At 70.5% G+C, this 16,717-nt stretch carries 17 protein-coding genes and 1 rRNA gene; 7 read left to right on the top strand and 11 right to left on the bottom strand.

Features of this window, described 5'->3' with window-relative positions; genetic code table 11:
• Positions 1-65 (top strand): 5S ribosomal RNA (gene rrf, locus F1615_RS37205); the annotation flags it as partial.
• 59 nt (positions 66-124) lie between these two features.
• Here the strand turns inward: rrf and F1615_RS30515 are convergent.
• The 4 genes from F1615_RS30515 to F1615_RS30500 are packed head-to-tail and all read right to left on the bottom strand — an operon-like array spanning position 125 to position 3,809.
• Positions 125-796, bottom strand: a complete 672-nt coding sequence (locus tag F1615_RS30515; protein ID WP_149552292.1) for a response regulator — start codon at positions 794-796, stop codon at positions 125-127.
• A complete protein-coding gene (locus tag F1615_RS30510; RefSeq protein ID WP_208818445.1) occupies positions 793-2,061 on the bottom strand; it encodes a sensor histidine kinase in 1,269 nt (422 codons plus the stop codon). The genes F1615_RS30515 and F1615_RS30510 overlap by 4 nt, the downstream gene beginning before the upstream one ends.
• A gap of 45 nt (positions 2,062-2,106) precedes the next feature.
• Complete coding sequence (locus F1615_RS30505) at positions 2,107-2,892, bottom strand: ABC transporter permease (protein WP_149552290.1); 786 nt, start codon at positions 2,890-2,892, stop codon at positions 2,107-2,109.
• Positions 2,889-3,809 (bottom strand): ABC transporter ATP-binding protein, encoded by a 921-nt coding sequence (locus F1615_RS30500; RefSeq protein ID WP_149552289.1) that lies wholly within the window; start codon positions 3,807-3,809, stop codon positions 2,889-2,891. The genes F1615_RS30505 and F1615_RS30500 overlap by 4 nt, the downstream gene beginning before the upstream one ends.
• 94 nt (positions 3,810-3,903) lie before the next feature.
• Here F1615_RS30500 and F1615_RS30495 point away from each other — a divergent pair, with 94 nt between their 5' ends.
• A complete protein-coding gene (locus tag F1615_RS30495; protein WP_388237378.1) occupies positions 3,904-4,479 on the top strand; it encodes a GNAT family N-acetyltransferase in 576 nt (191 codons plus the stop codon).
• On the opposite strand, the gene F1615_RS30490 is transcribed toward F1615_RS30495, so the two are convergent.
• The 6 genes from F1615_RS30490 to F1615_RS30465 form a co-directional block, all read right to left on the bottom strand.
• Positions 4,468-6,036 (bottom strand): type IV secretory system conjugative DNA transfer family protein, encoded by a 1,569-nt coding sequence (locus F1615_RS30490; RefSeq protein ID WP_149552288.1) that lies wholly within the window; start codon positions 6,034-6,036, stop codon positions 4,468-4,470. The genes F1615_RS30495 and F1615_RS30490 overlap by 12 nt on opposite strands.
• A gap of 11 nt (positions 6,037-6,047) precedes the next feature.
• Positions 6,048-7,457: an ATP-binding protein gene (locus tag F1615_RS30485; protein ID WP_149552287.1), complete on the bottom strand. Its 1,410-nt coding sequence runs from the start codon at positions 7,455-7,457 to the stop codon at positions 6,048-6,050.
• Positions 7,458-7,470: 13 nt separating this feature from the next.
• Positions 7,471-9,030, bottom strand: coding sequence for an SCO6880 family protein (locus tag F1615_RS30480; RefSeq protein WP_149552286.1), 1,560 nt, complete (start codon positions 9,028-9,030; stop codon positions 7,471-7,473).
• The gene (locus F1615_RS30475) at positions 9,027-10,361 is read right to left on the bottom strand and encodes a hypothetical protein (protein WP_149552285.1); all 1,335 of its coding nucleotides are present in this window, start codon (positions 10,359-10,361) and stop codon (positions 9,027-9,029) included. Before F1615_RS30475 ends, F1615_RS30480 begins: the two co-directional genes overlap by 4 nt.
• Positions 10,351-11,154: a hypothetical protein gene (locus tag F1615_RS30470; protein WP_149552284.1), complete on the bottom strand. Its 804-nt coding sequence runs from the start codon at positions 11,152-11,154 to the stop codon at positions 10,351-10,353. Before F1615_RS30470 ends, F1615_RS30475 begins: the two co-directional genes overlap by 11 nt.
• A 200-nt stretch (positions 11,155-11,354) precedes the next feature.
• A complete protein-coding gene (locus tag F1615_RS30465) occupies positions 11,355-11,663 on the bottom strand; it encodes a hypothetical protein (RefSeq protein WP_030829533.1) in 309 nt (102 codons plus the stop codon).
• 416 nt (positions 11,664-12,079) lie between these two features.
• Between F1615_RS30465 and F1615_RS30460 the strand changes: the two genes are divergently transcribed.
• The 4 genes from F1615_RS30460 (at position 12,080) to F1615_RS30445 (ending at position 15,431) form a co-directional block, all read left to right on the top strand.
• Positions 12,080-13,027 (top strand): NlpC/P60 family protein, encoded by a 948-nt coding sequence (locus F1615_RS30460; RefSeq protein WP_388237537.1) that lies wholly within the window; start codon positions 12,080-12,082, stop codon positions 13,025-13,027.
• Positions 13,028-13,238: 211 nt separating this feature from the next.
• On the top strand, positions 13,239-13,952 hold the full coding sequence (locus F1615_RS30455) for a phosphatase PAP2 family protein (RefSeq protein ID WP_149552283.1): 714 nt from the start codon (positions 13,239-13,241) through the stop codon (positions 13,950-13,952).
• Between the two features lie 366 nt (positions 13,953-14,318).
• Positions 14,319-15,158: a hypothetical protein gene (locus F1615_RS30450; RefSeq protein ID WP_149552282.1), complete on the top strand. Its 840-nt coding sequence runs from the start codon at positions 14,319-14,321 to the stop codon at positions 15,156-15,158.
• 93 nt (positions 15,159-15,251) lie between these two features.
• The gene (locus F1615_RS30445; protein ID WP_149552281.1) at positions 15,252-15,431 is read left to right on the top strand and encodes a hypothetical protein; all 180 of its coding nucleotides are present in this window, start codon (positions 15,252-15,254) and stop codon (positions 15,429-15,431) included.
• A 71-nt stretch (positions 15,432-15,502) separates the two neighbouring features.
• On the opposite strand, the gene F1615_RS30440 is transcribed toward F1615_RS30445, so the two are convergent.
• Positions 15,503-15,853 carry a metal-sensitive transcriptional regulator gene (locus F1615_RS30440; RefSeq protein ID WP_149552280.1) on the bottom strand — a complete coding sequence of 117 codons (351 nt, stop codon included), beginning with the start codon at positions 15,851-15,853 and terminating at the stop codon, positions 15,503-15,505.
• Between the two features lie 236 nt (positions 15,854-16,089).
• Here F1615_RS30440 and F1615_RS30435 point away from each other — a divergent pair, with 236 nt between their 5' ends.
• Positions 16,090-16,710, top strand: coding sequence for a DUF47 domain-containing protein (locus F1615_RS30435; protein ID WP_037930976.1), 621 nt, complete (start codon positions 16,090-16,092; stop codon positions 16,708-16,710).
• Positions 16,711-16,717: the final 7 nt, after the last annotated feature.

Here is a 16,717-nt window from a genome sequence, read left to right as displayed (position 1 = left end):
CTAAGCCTTACAGCGCCGATGGTACTGCAGGGGGGACCCTGTGGGAGAGTAGGACGCCGCCGAACAAATATTGAGAAAGCCCCCGTGCCATTCGGCACGGGGGCTTTCTGCGTTTCAGGCCCGCTCAGGCCGGCTCTACCAGCTTCGTGTCGTACGCCAGGATCACGGCCTGGATTCTGTCCCGGGAACCCGTCTTGGCGAGGATGCGGCCCACGTGTGTTTTGACCGTGGACTCCGCCAGATGCAGGCGCGTAGCGATTTCGGTATTCGTCCAGCCCTTGCCGATGACCGTGAGGATCTCGCGTTCCCGTTCCGTGAGGGTGGACAGCCGTGGGTCGTCCGGGGAGGCGTCATGGGTGGCGCCGCCGGTCGGCAGGTGGTGGGCGTACGCGTCGAGGAGGCGGCGGGTCAGGCTGGGGGCGACGACCGCGTCTCCGGTGGCGACGGAGCGGATGCCGGAGAGGAGTTCCTCCGGCTGGGCGTCCTTGATGAGGAAGCCGGAGGCTCCCGCACGGAGGCCGGCGTGGGCGTACTCGTCCAGGTCGAACGTCGTGAGGATGAGGACGCGGGTGCGGTCGCCGGCGGCGACGATGCGGCGGGTCGCCTCGATGCCGTCCAGGCCGGGCATGCGGATGTCCATCAGGACCACGTCGGGGTGCAGTCGGGCCGTCATGCGGATCGCTTCGCTGCCGTTCGACGCCTCGCCCAGGACCGTGATGTCGTCCTGGCTCTCCAGGAGCATGCGGAAGCCGAAACGCTGGAGGGGCTGGTCGTCGGCGATGAGGACGGTGGTCACTGCGGGGTTTCCTCCGGTAGGTGCAGGTGGACGAGCCAGCCCCGCTCGGGGTGCGGGCGTGGACCGGCCTCGAGTGTCCCGCCGTACAGGGCGGTGCGCTCGCGCATTCCGGGGATGCCGCGGCCGTCGGACGGGGCGGTGGGCGGTGTGCCCTTCCCGGTGTCGGTGAGGGTGACCGTCACCGCGCCCTTGTCGCCGTAGGCGATGGCGAGGTTCGAGGTCGCGTCGGGGCCGGCGTGTTTGAGGGTGTTGGTGAGGGCTTCCTGGACGACCCGGTACACGGTGAGCTGACGGCCCGGGGCGAGGGTCGCGCGGCCCTCGATGCTGGTGTGGACGGGCAGGCCCGCGGTGCGGACGCCGTCGATGAGCCGGTCCAGGTCGGTGAGGCCGGGCTGGGGGGTGCGTGCGGCGGGGTGCGCGGTGTCGTCGTCGCGGAGGACGTCGAGGAGGCGGCGGAGTTCGCCGAGGGCCTGACGGCTGGTGGTGCCGATGGCGTCCAGGGCCTGGGCGGCGCGTTCCGGGGACTTGGTGGCCGCGTACTTGCCGCCGTCGGCCAGGCCCGTGATGACGGACAGGTTGTGGCCGATGATGTCGTGCATCTCGCGGGCGATGCGGGCGCGTTCGGCGGCGGTGGCGATACGGGCCTGCTGGTCGCGTTCGATCTCCAGGCGGTGGGCGCGGTCCTCCAGGGCCTCCGTGTAGTTCCGGCGGGTGCGGACCGTGATGCCGATGAGGACGGCCACGACGACGGACGTCAGGTGGGAGCCGATCTGCTGGTTCCACTCGCCCTCGCCGTGGCGGGCCGCGGAGACGACCACGGGGGCGAGCGTCAGGGCCGCCGCCCACCACAGGTTGCGCAGGGGGGTGCGCAGGGCGATGTGGTAGATGACGACGAGCTGGAGCAGCGCCGCCTGGAGTGCCGTGCCGGACCAGGCGTTGGCCAGGGCGAACGGGGCCGTGGCGAGCAGGGCCGCCGCGGGGTGGGTGCGGCGCCGGAGGAGGGGGAGGGAGAGGCCGAGGCTGAGGGTGAGCAGGAACCAGCCGGGGGCGTCGGGGTTGTGGGTGACGTTGCGCCAGCCGTCGCCGAGGTAGTCGATGAGGGCGGCGGTCACCCAGAAGGCGGTGAAGTGCAGGTCCCAGAGCAGCGGGTGGCGCCGGTCGAAGGCGCGCACCCGCTGGTTGACGCGTTGCATGTACTGGGTGAGGGGTTCCGTCGTCCGTCCCCCCGTCGTCGGAGCCTCCCGGTCGTCTGCCACGAGGTCCATGGTGGTGGGTCGGTCCGGCGGGGGGAACACGGTGGACGGCACGGGTCAGACGTCCCTGCGGCGCAGCGTCGTCGCGGCCGCCGCGAGGGACACCGCCGCCCAGAGGGCGAGGGCGAGCAGGGCCGCGCCGGGTGAGAGGGCGTCCGGGGCGGGACGGGCGGCGGTGAGTGACTCCAGGGCCTGGGCGGGGAAGTAGCCGACCGCGTCGTCGACGACGGCGTACGGGAGCATGCTGAGGACTTCCGGCACGATCATGACGAGGCCGATGTACGTGCCGGTGGCGATGGGGATCGAGCGGGTGACGGCGCCGAGGCCGAGGGCCATGACGGTGAGGAGGGTGAGGGCGGCGGCGTTGCCGGCGAGTCCGCGCAGGACGCCCGGGTCGCCGAGGGCGGCGGACTGGTCGGTGTCGGTGAGGAAGGCCTGGGCCAGGGGGAAGGTGAGCAGGTTGGTCCACAGGCACAGGGGGAGGGCGACCGCGGCGAGGACGGCGGCCTTGGCCCACAGGACGGGCAGGCGGCGTGGCACGGCGGTCATGGTGGCGCGGATCTGGCCGGTGGAGTACTCGCCGGCGGTGGCGAGGATGCCCAGGACGGCCAGGTTGATGGTGGCGAACTGGGTGCCGAGGAGGACGAAGACGACCGTGTCGAGGCCGCCCTCGCCGGTGCCGTCGTAGGCCGCGCTGATGCCGACGCCCATGCCGAGGGTGAGGGCGCTGGTGGCGACGAGGTTGATCCAGGTGGAGCGGATCGTCCACAGCTTGTGCCATTCGGAGCGCAGGACGCGGGCGGGGGTGACCCGGTGGGGCCGGACGGTGGTGGCGGTGGTCACGCGGCTGCTCCTTCCAGGGCGGCGGGGTATTCGACCGCGTCGTGGGTGAGGTCCATGAACGCCTCTTCCAGGGAGGCGGTGCTGGGCGTGAGTTCGAACAGGGGGATGCCGTGGGCGGCGGCCGTGCGGCCGATGTGTTCGGCGTCGGTTCCGTGCACGGTGAGGTGGCCGGGCCCTTCGGCCGTGACCGTGACGCCGGGTGCGGTCAGGTGGCGTACGAGGTCGGCGGCCTGAGGGGTGACGACCTTGACGGTGCCGGCGCCGGAGCGGCGTACGAAGTCGGTGACCGTGGTATCGGCGAGGAGCCGGCCGCGGCCGATGATGACCAGGTGGTCGGCGGTGAGGGCCGTCTCGCTCATGAGGTGGGAGGAGACGAGGACCGTACGGCCTTCGGCGGCCAGGGACTTGAGGAGGGTGCGGATCCACAGGACGCCCTCGGGGTCGAGGCCGTTGACCGGCTCGTCGAGGATGACCGTGGCCGGGTCGCCGAGCAGGGCGGCGGCGATGCCGAGGCGCTGGCCCATGCCGAGGGAGTAGCCCTTGACCCGGCGGTCGGCCACCTCGGTCAGGCCGGTGAGGCCCAGGACGTGTTCGACGCGGCTCTTCGGGATGCCGTGGGTGTGGGCGAGGGCGCGCAGGTGGTGGAAGGCGGTGCGGCCGGGGTGGACCGAGCGGGCCTCCAGCAGGGCGCCGACCTCGGTGAGGGGTGCGGGGTGGGCGGCGTAGGAGCGGTCGCCGATGGTGGCGTGACCGCGGGTGGGGGCGTCCAGGCCGAGGATCATCCGCATGGTGGTGGACTTGCCGGCGCCGTTCGGGCCGAGGAATCCGGTGACGGTGCCGGGGCGGACGGTGAAGGACAGGTCGGTGACGACGGTCCGGTCGCCGTAGCGTTTGGTGAGGTCCTGAGCCGTAATCATGTGTCGATGCTCGTCCGCGCGGGGGAGGCGGGCGTCGGACCGTGGGCCGTATTCGGGGTGAGGGGCGTGGTACCCCGGTACTACGGTGGCGGCCATGAGTGCCATGCCCTTCGAGGACTGTGTGATCCGGCCGGTGCGTGCGGAGGAGTGGAGCGCGGCGAAGGAGCTGCGGCTCACCTCGCTGCGGGATCCGGTGGCGCGTCTCGCCTTTCTGGACACCTACGAACAGGCCGTGGCGCGGCCGGACTCGTACTGGCGGGAGCGCACGGCGAACGGGGCGGAAGGGGCCGGCGGGGGGCGGCAGTTCGTCGCCGAGGCGGGGGACGGGAGCTGGGTGGGCACGGTCGCCGTGCTGATCGAGGAGGCCGGTACGAGGGACTGGGCCGGGTTTCCCGTCGAGCGGCGGCAGGGGCATCTGGTGGGGGTGTACGTGGCGCCGGGGCACCGGGGGAGCGGGCTGACGAAGGCGCTGTTCGACGCCGCGCTGGAGTGGGCGTGGGGGCGTGGGGCGGAGCGCGTGCGGCTCATCGTGCACCCGGGGAACGCGCGGGCGCTGGGGTTCTACCGCAAGGCCGGTTTCGTGGAGAGCGGGGTGACCGTGCCGCTGGCGGGCAGGCCGGACGAGCGGGAGCTGGAGATGGTGGTCGGACGTCCGGGGTCAGACCGGTAGTTCGTCGTGGGGCCAGCGGGCCCTGCCCTGTTCGCGGGACCGGAGCAGGGCCAGCGTGGGCATGCCCTGGTCGGTGCCGGTCGTGAGCAGTTCGGGGAGCTGGGGGAGTGGGGCGACGGCCGCCACGTCGTCCAGGACGAGGGTGAGTGGTGGGTCGAGCCGACCGGAGGATGACCGTTCGGCCATGCGCCGGCCGTGCTCGACCACGTGTGAGGCGAGCGCCGTCAGCAGGGGCATCGCGCCCGGGCTGGTGCGGGGATCCTCGATGGATTCGCCCACGACATAAAGCGTGCCCCCTTCGTGGATGAAGGAATCCAAGGCGAGGGCATCAGTTCGGTTGGGAGTGCAGGCCTCGCGGACGTTGACCGTGGAGAGGGCGGACAGTGCGCGGGTGGTCAACTGCTGGGCCATGTCCCGGCGGTCGGGATGCGCCGTGAGGGCCGCCTCGAGTTCGCCGGCGGATCCGGGGGCGGCCTTGGGGTTGGTGCGGAGGACGCGTACGGCGTCGTGCACCTGGATGCCCTGGGACCAGCGGTGGACGTGGCGGACGGTGCGGCCGTCGACGGCGGCGGCGTGGAGGTAGCTGCGGAGCAGTGTCCCGGCGGTGTCGCTGACCGCCTGGTCGAGGCGGGAGGTGGGGCGGACGGGGGCCAGGAGGGCTGCCGCGCGGGCGGCTGCTGTCGCTCTGTCCCCGCAGCCGGCGGTGGGGGACCAGTGGAGGCGGGCCGGGGTGTCGCAGAGGTGGGTGGGGTCGTAGAGGTGGGTGGGGCCGAGTTTGGCGCGGGCGTCCTTGGTGTCGTGCCAGAGGGTGGGATTGGAGGTGAGGACGAGGGCGGGGCCTGCGGCGTCGCGTACGGCCTGGGCCGCGGCGGGGTGGCGGGTGGCCGGCGGGCCGTAGTGGACGCCCGGGCCTTCGGCGCGGGGGGTGTGCCACCCGCCCGCTCGTTCATCGCCGGCCGCGGGTGCGGCCGCGGGTTCTTCCCTCGCCGGAGCGTCCTCTTCGGGCCCTCTCGGGGCCGGTACCTCGTGCTGGTGCTTCGGCGTCGGCTGCGGTTCCCGTTCGGGCTGGTGCTTCGGTGTCGGCTGCGGTTCCCGTTCGGGCTGGTGCTTCGGTGTCGGCTGCGGTTCCCGTTCGGGCAGGTGCTCCGGCTGCCGCTGCGTGCCGTCCGTCGCCCGCTCGGCCCGGCGCCGTGCCCGTACCGCTCTCCAGCGGGCCACCGTGCCCACGACGAACACCGTCAGGACGGCCAGGACCATCAGCTGGCCGATGAACAGGCCCCAGAAGAGGCCGTATCCCGAGAGGGCGGCCTCCTTGGCGTCCGGCCAGGCGGCGGGGACGTTCCGCGGTTCGGCGACGAGGTGGCGCATGGCCACGGGGGTGCGGGCGAAGGTGACGCCGGACGGCCAGCGGCCGTGGGCGAAGAGGCCCGCGAGTCCCGTGGCCGTCCACACCATGACGGTCACGCCGATGAGGAACGCGAGGATGCCGAGCAGCAGCCCGTCGGGGATACCGCCTTGGCCGGTGCGGCCGTGTCCGCGGTGATCGTCCGGTCTCACCCGTTCTCCCTCTACGCCACCGTCGACTCGGAGTCGCCGACGTGCTGCTCCACGAAGGCGGCCGCCCGTTCCTCGGCCTCCCGTTCGGCGGCGCGCAGGGCGTCGTCGGAGAGGTCGGCGGAGGACTCGGTCATCGCCCGGTCGGTGAAGACCAGCGGGCGTTCGGTCTCCGTGACCAGGTGTTTGACCACCTGGACGTTGCCGTTGACGTCCCAGACGGCGATACCGGGGGTGAGGGTCGGGATGATCTCCACGGCCCACCTGGGCAGGCCCAGGACCCGGCCGGTGGCCCTCGCCTCGTCCGCCTTCTGGGCGTAGATGGTCCGGGTCGACGCCATTTTCAGGATGGCCGCCGCCTCCTTCGCCGCGGCTCCGTCCACCACGTCGGACAGGTGGTGGACGACCGCGACGAACGACAGGCCGAGCCGCCGGCCGAACTTCAGCAGGCGCTGGAACAGCTGGGCGACGAAGGGGCTGTTGATGATGTGCCAGGCCTCCTCGACCAGGAAGATGCGCTTCTTCCGGTCGGGGCGGATCCAGGTGTGCTCGAGCCAGACACCGACGATCGCCATGAGGATCGGCATGGCGATGGAGTTGCGGTCGATGTGGGACAGGTCGAACACGATGAGCGGCGCGTCGAGGTCGATGCCGACGGTCGTCGGGCCGTCGAACATGCCGCGCAGGTCACCGTCGACCAGGCGGTCGAGGACCAGGGCGACGTCCAGTCCCCACGCCCGTACGTCGTCTATGGCGACGTTCATCGCCTCCGCCGACTCGGGTTCGGGGTGGCGCAGTCGCTCGACGATGTCGGTGAGGACCGGCTGGCGTTCGACGATGGACTCGTTGACGTAGGCGTGTGCGACCTTGAGGGCGAAGCCGGAGCGCTCGTCCAGGCCGTGGCCCATCGCGACCTCGATGATGGTCCTCAGCAGCGCGAGCTGGCCGGTGGTGGTGATCGCCGGGTCCAGCGGGTTGAGCCGGATGCCCCGGTCGAGCGCGGCCCTCGGGTCCAGGCGGATCGGCGTTATCCCCAGCTCCTGGGCGATGAGGTTCCATTCACCGGCGCCGTCCTCGCCCTGCGCGTCCAGGACGACGACCTGGCGGTCGCGGAACCGGAGCTGGCGCAGGACGTAGGTCTTCTCCAGGGCCGACTTGCCGTTGCCGGACTCGCCGAGGACCAGCCAGTGCGGGGCGGGCAGCTGCTGGCCGTAAAGCTGGAAGGGGTCGTAGATGTAGCCCTTGCCGGAGTAGACCTCGCGGCCGATGATGACGCCGGAGTCGCCCAGGCCGGGGGCGGCGGTCGGCAGGTAGACCGCCTGCGCCTGGCCCGTGGACGTGCGCACCGGCAGCCGTGTCGTCTCGACCTTCCCGAACAGGAAGGACGTGAAGGCGTCGGTGACGACGGACAGCGGATCCCGCATAGCGGCTCAGCCCCTACCTTCGAATGCCGGTGGCGAACGGGAGTGTGTTCACGAACGCGCGGTGGTGCTCGCGGTCGCACCACTCCAGCTTCAGGTACGACTTTCCGGCCGACGCCCGTATGGTCCGCTTGTCGCGGGCGAGGGCCTCGGGTGTGCGGGAGGAGACGGTGATGTAGCCGACGAGGTTGACGCCCGCGGCGCCGCTGGCGAGATCCTCGCCGCGCTGGTCGAGGCGGCTGTGCGCGGCGACGTCGCGCGGGTCGACGGTGCGGTTCATCTTGGCGGCGCGGGACGCCTCCGCCTCGTCGTTGGTCTTCTCGGTCAGCATGCGCTCGATGGCGATCTCGGTGGGCTCGAGGTCCATCGTGACGGCGACCGTGCGGATCACGTCCGGGGTGTGGACGAGGAGCGGCGCGAGGAAGTTGACCCCTACCGGGGTCATCGGCCATTCCTTCACCCAGGCCGTGGCGTGGCACCACGGGGCGCGGGTGGTGGACTCGCGGGTCTTGGCCTGGAGGTAGGTGGGCTCCATGGCGTCGAGTTCGGCCGGCCAGGCGTTGCGCTGCGTCATCGCCTGGATGTGGTCGATCGGGTGGTCCGGGTCGTACATGGAGTGGATCAGCGAGGACAGCCTGCTCTGGCCGAGCGGCTGCCGGACGCGGATGTCGGCCTCCTGGAGCCGTGAGCAGATGTCGGTCAGCTCACGGGCCATGACGACGGCGAGCCCCGCGTCGCGGTCGACCTTGCCGCCGCCCTGGCTGCGCATGGCGCGGGCCATGGTGTTGGCCTCGGCGGCCAGGTCGCGCGTGTAGTGCATGCAGGCGACGAGGTAGGCGCGGTGCTGCTCGCTGCTGGTCGACACCATCGACTGGAGCTGGTCGTAGGACTGCTGGAGCCATGGCGGTGACGTGGCGTCGCCGCGGACGGCGACGTCCTTGGCGTGGGCGTCGGGGTCGGCGGGCAGCGTACGGGCGAGCATCTGGATGCGGGTCACGAAGCCGTCGCCGTTGGCGACGTGCTTGAGGAGGGTGCCGAAGCGGTCGACGAGGGCTTCCTGGTCCTCGGAGTCGCGCAGGCCGACGCCCGGGCCCTCGATCTCGATGGCGGCGGTGACGGTCTTGCGGTCCGCGTGCAGCAGGACGGCGATCTCGTCCGGCCCGAAGGGTGCGGCGAGCCAGGTGATCCTGCCGATGCCGGGCGGCGGTCCGATCTCCACCTCGCGGCCGTCCAGCCGGGTGCCGGCCTCGATGACGCCGGAGCGGTAGGTGGCGCCGCGGCGCACGGTGCGCTTGTAGCTGCGGTTGATCTCGAACCACTTGTAGAAGGTGCGGCCCTTGTACGGCACGTACACCGCGGCCAGCGCCAGCATCGGGAGGCCCGCGAGCAGCACGATCCGCACGGACAGGACGGGGACGAGAAGTCCGCACATCATGCCGAGGAACGCGCCCACGACGATCAGCGCGATCTCTCCGGTCTCGCGATTGCGGCCGACGATCGCGTTCGGCCGGGCGCGGCCGATCAGATACGTACGGCGGGGCGTGACCGGATGGGACAGGTGGGACTCGGTCGTCAACGCCCTTCACCTCCCGTGCGTTGGGTGCTGCTGTTGCGGGTGTTGCTGGCGTGGGGGGTGTTCACCGGGCTGCCCGAGCGGGGTGCGGGGGTGGCGGAGGGGACGGATCCGCCACCGTTCGTCGTGCGTGAGCTGTGCGCGGCGACCCCGCCGGAGGCGGGGTTGGAGGCGCGGGGGCCGGAGGACTGGCCGCCGCCGTTGTTGTCGGCGCGGGTGCTGTGGGTCTTGATGCCCTGTGCGACCAGGGTCGCCGGGGAGCTGATGACGGCGGCGGCCTTGCCCTCGGCGCCCTGCATGATGCGGTTGTTGCGGGAGCCGGCGATCTCGTCGCCGAAGCCGGGGACGAAGCGGTAGATCATCGCGGAGGCGAAGATGGCGAGCAGGATGATCGCCAGCCCGGAGACGACGGCGGAGAAGGCGTCGGGGCCGTCGTCGGCGGAGAGCGCGCCGGCCAGGCCGAGCACTATCACGATCACCGGCTTCACGAGGATCACCGCGATCATGATGCCCGCCCAGCGGCGGACGTGGCCCCAGAGGTTCTTGTCGACGAGGCCGGCGTAGACGACGGTGCCGAGGAGGGCGCCGACGTAGAGCAGGGCGGCGCGGATGACCAGCTCCAGCCAGAGGACGCCGGCGGCGAGGATGGAGACGAGGGAGACGACGATCAGCATGATCGGGCCGCCGCCGATGTCGTCGCCCTTTTCGAGCGCGCCGGAGAAGGTGCCGAAGAAGGTGTCCGTCTGGTCGCCGGTGGCCTTCGCCAGCACCTCGGTGACTCCGTCGGTCGCGGAGACGACGGTGTAGAGGATGAGGGGCGTGAAGGCGGAGGCGAGGACGGTGAGCCAGAGGAAGCCGATCGCCTCGGAGAGGGCGGTGGTGAGGGGCACGCCTCGCACGGCGCGCTTGGCGACCGCGAGCAGCCACAGGAGGAGGGTGAGGATCGTCGACGCGGCGAAGACGACGGCGTACTGCTGGAGGAACGTGTCGTTGGTGAAGTCGACGTTCGCCGTCTCGTTCACGGCGTCGCTGAGCTTGTCGACGGTCCAGGCGGCGGCGTCGGCGCAGCCCTGCGCGAGGGAGGCGAGGGGGTCGAGGGTGGAGCTGGGGTCGTTGAGGGTTCCGGCGTCGCCACCGCCCTCGCCTCCTCGGCCGCGTTCGCAGTAGTCCTTGGCGGGGCCGTGGATCAGGTCACAGGGGTCGTTGCTGTCAGTGGGCGTGGGCGTGGGCGTGGGCGTGGGAGCGGCAGCGGCCCGCGTGGCGAACAGAACGATTGTCGTCTGTACGGCCGCGACGGTACCCGTCAGTGCCAGCAGGCGGCGGTTAGCGGGCATACGTGAACCCTCCGTACTCCTGGACGGCCTGTGCCATCTCGTCGGCGCTGGAGGCCCGCTCATCGCCGGGAACCGGCGCCGGGCCGTCCTTCTGAGAGTGGGTCACGATCTTCCAGTCATCGTTGGTCCACTCGAGCTGCATGGTGATGGTGAACCAGCTGCTGGTGACCGGATTGGTGGAGCTTTCGCCCGCGAGGCCCAGAAGGCCGCTGCACCAGACCTCGACCGTTGCGGTGTCTGCGGACGACTTGGTGACCTTGGTGCCGATCGGGCTCGTGCGTGAGACGAACGTGAAGCCCTTGGGCGTGGTGCCGTCCTCGTTGAGGCCCACGTTCTTGTTGAACTGCGGCGTGTACGCGTTGTCCAGTGTTGCCTCGAAGTCCGAGACCCGGGCGGGGACGATGATCGACTGAAGGATGGCGTCGCGCCGGGCCTTCTTGAACATCTCGCCGGAGCCCAGCGCCACCGCGTAGTTCGCCGCCGCGCTCTCCGCCCCCTGGCGGTCCTGGGGGAAGCCCGAGGGGATGCCTGTCGTCTTCGAGTCCACCGGCTTCTGCCCGGAAGGGGCCGTCGCCGCCGACTTGGGTGAGTCGCCCGCGCTCTCCCCCGTGTCGGAATCGTCGCCTCCACGGTTCGCGAAGGCGATCGCGGCGATGAGGAGGACCACCACGCCGACGACCGTGACGAGGCTGCGCGACGACGAACGGCCGCCTCTGCGCGCGCCGCCGTACGGGTCGCCGCCACCTTCGGGCAGGCGGGTTCGGGTCTGGCCCGTGTCGTCTCCGAGACTCATGCCGCGTACGCCCCCTCAGCGTCGTGCGGAAACACCTCGTACTCCGGGTACTCCACGTACGACGGTAGCCGTGTCGGCTCCCGTTCGGGCGCGGTGTGGTGACTGGACATCAGGGAGACGCAACCTCAGCCGGTGGGCACGACGGGCGGGTGGGATGGAGGGGAGCCGGGCGTGCCCGGTGGGGACCGATGGTGCGGAACCTATACGGCCATGCCGTACACGATGGTGAACAGCGTGCCGAGTGAACCGATGATGAAGACGCCTGTCAGGCCCGCGATGATGAGGCCCTTGCCCTGTTCGGCACTGAACGTGTCCCTCAACGCGGTGGCGCCGATGCGCTGTTTGGCCGCCCCCCAGATGGCGATGCCCAGGCAGATGAGGATGGCGACCGCCATGACCACTTCGATCATGATCTTGGCCTCGTTGCCCAGGCTGCCGAAGGGGCCCCAATCCGGAGCGATCCCGCCGATAATGGTGTTGATGTCTCCCTCGTCGGCCGCGAAGAACATGTAAGTCACCGCCCCTGTATGGGTAGTTCCGCATCCTCTGCGGTGGTGCAGAGGTCAGGCCTCATTGTCGCCGACAATGACGCTGTCGTATGTCGACTTGGCGTCATCCGTTGGCGGGTTTCGTACAAATAGCTTGCCACCGGCGCGCGCCGGACTCCGGCAGGGGCGCGCTCCGAAGGGTGAAGAGTCGTATCGTCACTCTGTGTATCACGGTGTGTCACGCCGGGCAACGAAGCTCGGGCTGTGGAGAAGGTGTGGCAGACCGTGCATCTCGTCGTACGTGATCACCCCGAATGGCCGGTGCCGCCTCTACACTGTCGGGCGGCGGTGGACTGCCGGACGGTAAGGGGTGGTTGACGGTGCGTAAGGTGTGGATCGGTGTGACCCTTGCCGTCGGTTCCGCGCTCGCCTTCGTGATGCTGCTCGTCGTCGGGGTCTACGTCGTCGCCGGGAATGTGGTCAACGGGGTGGGCGGCGGGGCGGCCAAGGCGCTGGCCAAGGGAAGCGTGCCGGCCGCGTACCAGCAGCTCGTCTCGACGTGGGGCAACCTCTGTCCCGCCATCAACCCCGCCCTGCTTGCCGCCCAGCTCTACCAGGAGAGCGGGTTCAACCCGAAGGCGCAGAGCCACGCGGCGGCGCAGGGCATCGCCCAGTTCATCCCCGGCACCTGGGCCACGCACGGGATCGACGGCGACGGGGACGGCGACCGTGACGTGTGGGACCCGAAGGACGCGATCCCGTCGGCGGCGAAGTACGACTGCACGCTCGCGTCGTATGTGAAGGACGTCGGCGGGAATCCGACCGAAAACATGCTCGCCTCGTACAACGCCGGGGCGTACGCGGTGATCAAGTACGGGGGTGTCCCGCCGTACGAGGAGACGCAGAACTACGTCAAGCGCATCCGGGCGCTGGAGGAGAGCTTCGCGGCGCCGGTGGGGCGGGTGGATCCGTCGGAGCAGGCCGCCGGGGCCATCGCGTACGCGCAGAAGAAGCTCGGCACCCTGTATCTGTGGGGTGGCAACGGCACCGCTGAGCAGGGGGGACGTTTCGACTGCTCAGGGCTGACCAAGGCGGCGTACGAGAGTGTGGGGATCACGCTGCCGCGCGTGGCGAACGACCAGTACAACGCGGGCCCGCATCCGAAGCGGGAGGAACTGCTCCCCGGCGATCTGGTGTTCTTCTCGGACGACCTGACCAATTCACGTGCCATCCGGCATGTGGGCATTTATGTCGGAGGCGGGTACATGATCGACGCGCCCCGGCCGGGTGCCGTCATCCGATTCGACCCGATCGACACTCCTGACTACTTTGGTGCCACCCGTGTCACCGAAGATGGCGCGAAAGCGTTGCCCACGACGGTGTGAGCGCAGCGTTAACCCTCCCCCTGAGCTGCGGAGATGAATCTCTCTTCGATAACGTCTGCGTGATCATTCGGTGGAGTGTGGAACGTATCAACGGGGGCCGTGCGTTCCTGTTGTCGTAGCCGAGCGGACGAGCGGATCTACAAACCACGGGGGTGGCGGGAGCGGCGTGCACATCGTGCGCCGAGAGAGATGACGAAGGGGCCGCGGCACCATGGCTGGACTCGCAGATTCCGGGTCGAACCCCGACGTCGACCTGCTGTACGACATCAACGGCCTCGCCAAGGAAGCGCCGCCGTGGTTCGACCACGTCATGGAGTTCGTGGGCGAGTTCGGTCTGCTGTTCGCCCTGGTGGCGTTGCTGGCGTGGTGCTGGTGGGGCGTCAGGAAGCGAGGCGGGGAGGACGCGGCCCCGACCGTGGCGGCCCTGGTGTGGGCCCCGCTCGCGGCCGGAGTGGCGGTCCTGGTGAACGTGCCGATCCGGGGATTCGTGGAACGGCCACGGCCGTTCAACGATCACGAGGGACTGGAAGTCCTCGTCCAGGGCAAGACCGACTACTCGTTCGTCAGCGACCACGCGACGCTCTGCATGGCACTGGCGGTAGGGCTGTTCCTGGCCAACCGGCGGCTCGGGCTCGTCGCCCTGGTGTTCGGACTGCTGGGCGGGTTCATCCGGGTCTACATGGGCGTGCACTACCCGACGGACGTGGTGGGCGGGCTCGCGCTGGGCACGGCCGTCGCGCTGCTGCTGTCGCCGCCGGCCATGGCGCTGCTGACCCCGCTGATGCGGGCGGTCGAGCGGTCGCCGCGGGGTGCGTGGCTGATCACGGCCCGGCGGCAGGACACCGGGCAGAGGGTGGTCCAGGGGACCCGGAACGGGACTGCGGGCGTCGGCGCGGATGCGGACGAGCGGGATCTGGCCGCCTGAGCGGGCAGCTCGACGACGGACGGTCCGCCCGGTTTCTTCCGGGCGGACCGTCCGGCTTTCCGGGTGGGTCCGGGTGAGGGTGCCGCCCACGCCGGTTTCGTCACCCGCCCGTGTGGTTCTGGGCGTCCCTGCGGGCCTGGCTTCTGGCTCTTCTGGCCGGGCCCCGCCAGCCACAGGTGCAGCGGGCCGTGCAGAAGGGGCCCTGCTCGGTGGTGGTCGTGGTGTGTCGGGCGGGAGGCTGCTCGTCGTCCTGATGCGGCACGCCGACCACGGTAGCGCCCGGAGTGACGGCGTGACGGGGCCACTTACCGGTCGTTAACCCCGACGACAAGCGGCCCGTGTCGGACGGAGCGGGGGTAGGCAGGCATGGCTCGACGGCGGCAGCACTGGCGGATGCGCGGCGTGGTGGCCGGGGTCGGGGTCGTGTGCTGTCTGGGGTTCGGCGCCGCCGGGTGTGCGCGGAGTGATGCCGTGCCCCAGGCACCGGCCGGGGACCCGGTGCGGGTGCTGCGGGAGGCCGCCGGGGCGCTGGTGGACGCCGGCAGTTCCAAGGCGCGCACGTCCCTGGAGATGGCCACCGGAGGGACCCGGGTCACCATCCGGGGCGAGGGGGTCTACGACTACCGCAGGCGGCTCGGCCGGCTGAAGGTGCTGCTGCCGCAGGATCCCGCGGGGGACACCGTCCGGCGGCCGATCACCGAGCTGCTCGCGCCCGGGGCGCTGTTCATGAAGAACCGGGGGGCCGGGGTGCCCGCCGACAAGTGGGTGCGGGTGGACACCGGGACGCTGTCCGACGGGAACCTCGTCACCGGCGGGGCCACCGATCCGTTCGCCGCCGCGGAGGTGCTGCGCGGGACGCGTTCGGCGACGTTCGTCGGGCGGACCGAGGTCGCGGGGGCGAAGGTGCGCCACTACCGGGGGACCGCCGACCTGAAGCAGGCCTCGCTGGCCGCCTCGGACGCGAACCGGGGGCCGCTGGGCGCGGCGGCGAAGGGGTTCGCCACCGCGCGGGTGCCCTTCGACGTCTACCTCGACGACCAGGGGCGGATCCGCAAGGTCCGGCACCGGTTCAGCTTCGTCAACGGCCGGCAGGACGAGCCCGTCGCGGTCGCCTCGACGACGCTGCTGTACGACTTCGGGGTCCCGGCCGAGGTACGGCTTCCCGAGGACGCGGACATCTACGCCGGCCGGATCGCCGCGGAATGAGCCCTGAGTGACCGGCGCGAACTAGCCCGTCCGTGCCATGCGCGGTGCGTAGGGCGCTCCCTACTCTAGGAAGTCGGTGACGACGGAGACGAGGTGAGGCGCGTGGCTCCGCTCAGGGGTGGGACGGTTCAGGACCACGTGGCGCTCGCCGAGATCGAGCTGTGCGGGGAGTTGATCATCGCCGCCTCCGCCGCCGAGGACCGGCTCAGTCTCGAGAGCATCGACGAAGTGCTGCGGGTGGCCGAGGCGCGGGCGGAGTCCGGCGGGGACTGACGGCGCCGGTCCGCCCGACGACGGCGCCGGTCCGCCGGCCACCGGTCAGGTGCGCGGCACCCGGCCACCGGTCAGGTGCGCAGCATGCGGGCGATGGCCTGCGTCGCCTCCTTGACCTTCGCGTCGATCTCGTCGCCGCCCTTGACGGCCGCGTCCGCGACGCAGTGGCGCAGGTGCTCCTCCAGCAGTTGCAGCGCGAACGACTGCAGGGCCTTGGTGGAGGCGGACACCTGGGTGAGTATGTCGATGCAGTAGACGTCCTCGTCGACCATGCGCTGCAGCCCGCGGATCTGGCCCTCGATGCGGCGCAGGCGCTTGAGGTGTTCCTGCTTCTGGTGGTGATAGCCGTGGATCCCCCGGTCGTGATCGGTCACGATCTCCGCGGAGGAGGGCGTGTTCGCGCCGGTCTCGGTGGTCGTCATCGCGTCCTCCTGGTGATGATGGCCGACATATACCCCTGGTGGGTATATGGTACCGAACTTTGCTGGGTATACGCCTGGTGGCCAATGCCATGCGCCACGGCCGGAAACGGGCGTCGGACCGGCCCCGTGCCCATCACTGTGCCTGATGGGCGACACTGGGGACGGCCCGTTACACGTGGCCGGATGATGCGCTTAGCATCAGCCTGACCGACACCGATGCATACCGAGGACCCCACGTGCGCTTTCGTCTGACCCCCAGGGAGACGAGCTTCTACGACATGTTCGCCGCGTCCGCGGACAACATCGTCACGGGCTCCAAGCTCCTGATGGAACTGCTCGGGGCGGACACCTCCGCCCGGGCCGAGATCGCAGAGCGTATGCGGGCCGCGGAACACGCAGGTGACGATGCCACGCATGCGATCTTCCACCAGTTGAACTCCTCGTTCATCACGCCGTTCGACCGTGAGGACATCTACGCACTGGCGTCCTCCCTCGACGACATCATGGACTTCATGGAGGAGGCAGTCGACCTGGTCGTCCTCTACAACGTCGAGGAGCTGCCCAAGGGTGTCGAGCAGCAGATCGAGGTTCTGGCGCGGGCCGCGGAGCTGACCGCGGAGGCCATGCCGCATCTGCGCACCATGGAGAACCTCACCGAGTACTGGATCGAGGTCAACCGTCTGGAGAACCAGGCCGACCAGATCCACCGCAAGCTGCTGGCCCACCTGTTCAACGGCAAGTACGACGCCATCGAAGTGCTGAAGCTCAAGCAGATCGTGGACGTTCTGGAGGAGGCGGCCGACGCCTTCGAGCACGTGGCGAACACGGTGGAGACCATCGCCGTCAAGGAGTCCTGAGCACTTC

Origin of the sequence: Streptomyces marokkonensis (assembly GCF_008312835.1) — a bacterium.
Classification (GTDB): Bacteria; Actinomycetota; Actinomycetes; order Streptomycetales; family Streptomycetaceae; genus Streptomyces; species Streptomyces marokkonensis_A.
This window is presented reverse-complemented; position numbering and strand designations above follow the sequence as displayed.

Bases quoted from the DNA above. Each gene is read 5' to 3' on its own strand.
- F1615_RS30470 (WP_149552284.1), bottom strand. From the start codon at position 11,154: ATGAGTCTCGGAGACGACACGGGCCAGACCCGAACCCGCCTGCCCGAA.
- F1615_RS30465 (WP_030829533.1), bottom strand. From the start codon at position 11,663: ATGTTCTTCGCGGCCGACGAGGGAGACATCAACACCATTATCGGCGGG.
- F1615_RS30495 (WP_388237378.1), top strand. From the start codon at position 3,904: ATGAGTGCCATGCCCTTCGAGGACTGTGTGATCCGGCCGGTGCGTGCG.
- F1615_RS30450 (WP_149552282.1), top strand. From the start codon at position 14,319: ATGGCTCGACGGCGGCAGCACTGGCGGATGCGCGGCGTGGTGGCCGGG.
- F1615_RS30460 (WP_388237537.1), top strand. From the start codon at position 12,080: ATGCTGCTCGTCGTCGGGGTCTACGTCGTCGCCGGGAATGTGGTCAAC.
- F1615_RS30500 (WP_149552289.1), bottom strand. From the start codon at position 3,809: ATGATTACGGCTCAGGACCTCACCAAACGCTACGGCGACCGGACCGTC.
- F1615_RS30475 (WP_149552285.1), bottom strand. From the start codon at position 10,361: ATGCCCGCTAACCGCCGCCTGCTGGCACTGACGGGTACCGTCGCGGCC.
- F1615_RS30510 (WP_208818445.1), bottom strand. From the start codon at position 2,061: ATGGACCTCGTGGCAGACGACCGGGAGGCTCCGACGACGGGGGGACGG.
- F1615_RS30485 (WP_149552287.1), bottom strand. From the start codon at position 7,457: ATGCGGGATCCGCTGTCCGTCGTCACCGACGCCTTCACGTCCTTCCTG.
- F1615_RS30455 (WP_149552283.1), top strand. From the start codon at position 13,239: ATGGCTGGACTCGCAGATTCCGGGTCGAACCCCGACGTCGACCTGCTG.
- F1615_RS30440 (WP_149552280.1), bottom strand. From the start codon at position 15,853: ATGACGACCACCGAGACCGGCGCGAACACGCCCTCCTCCGCGGAGATC.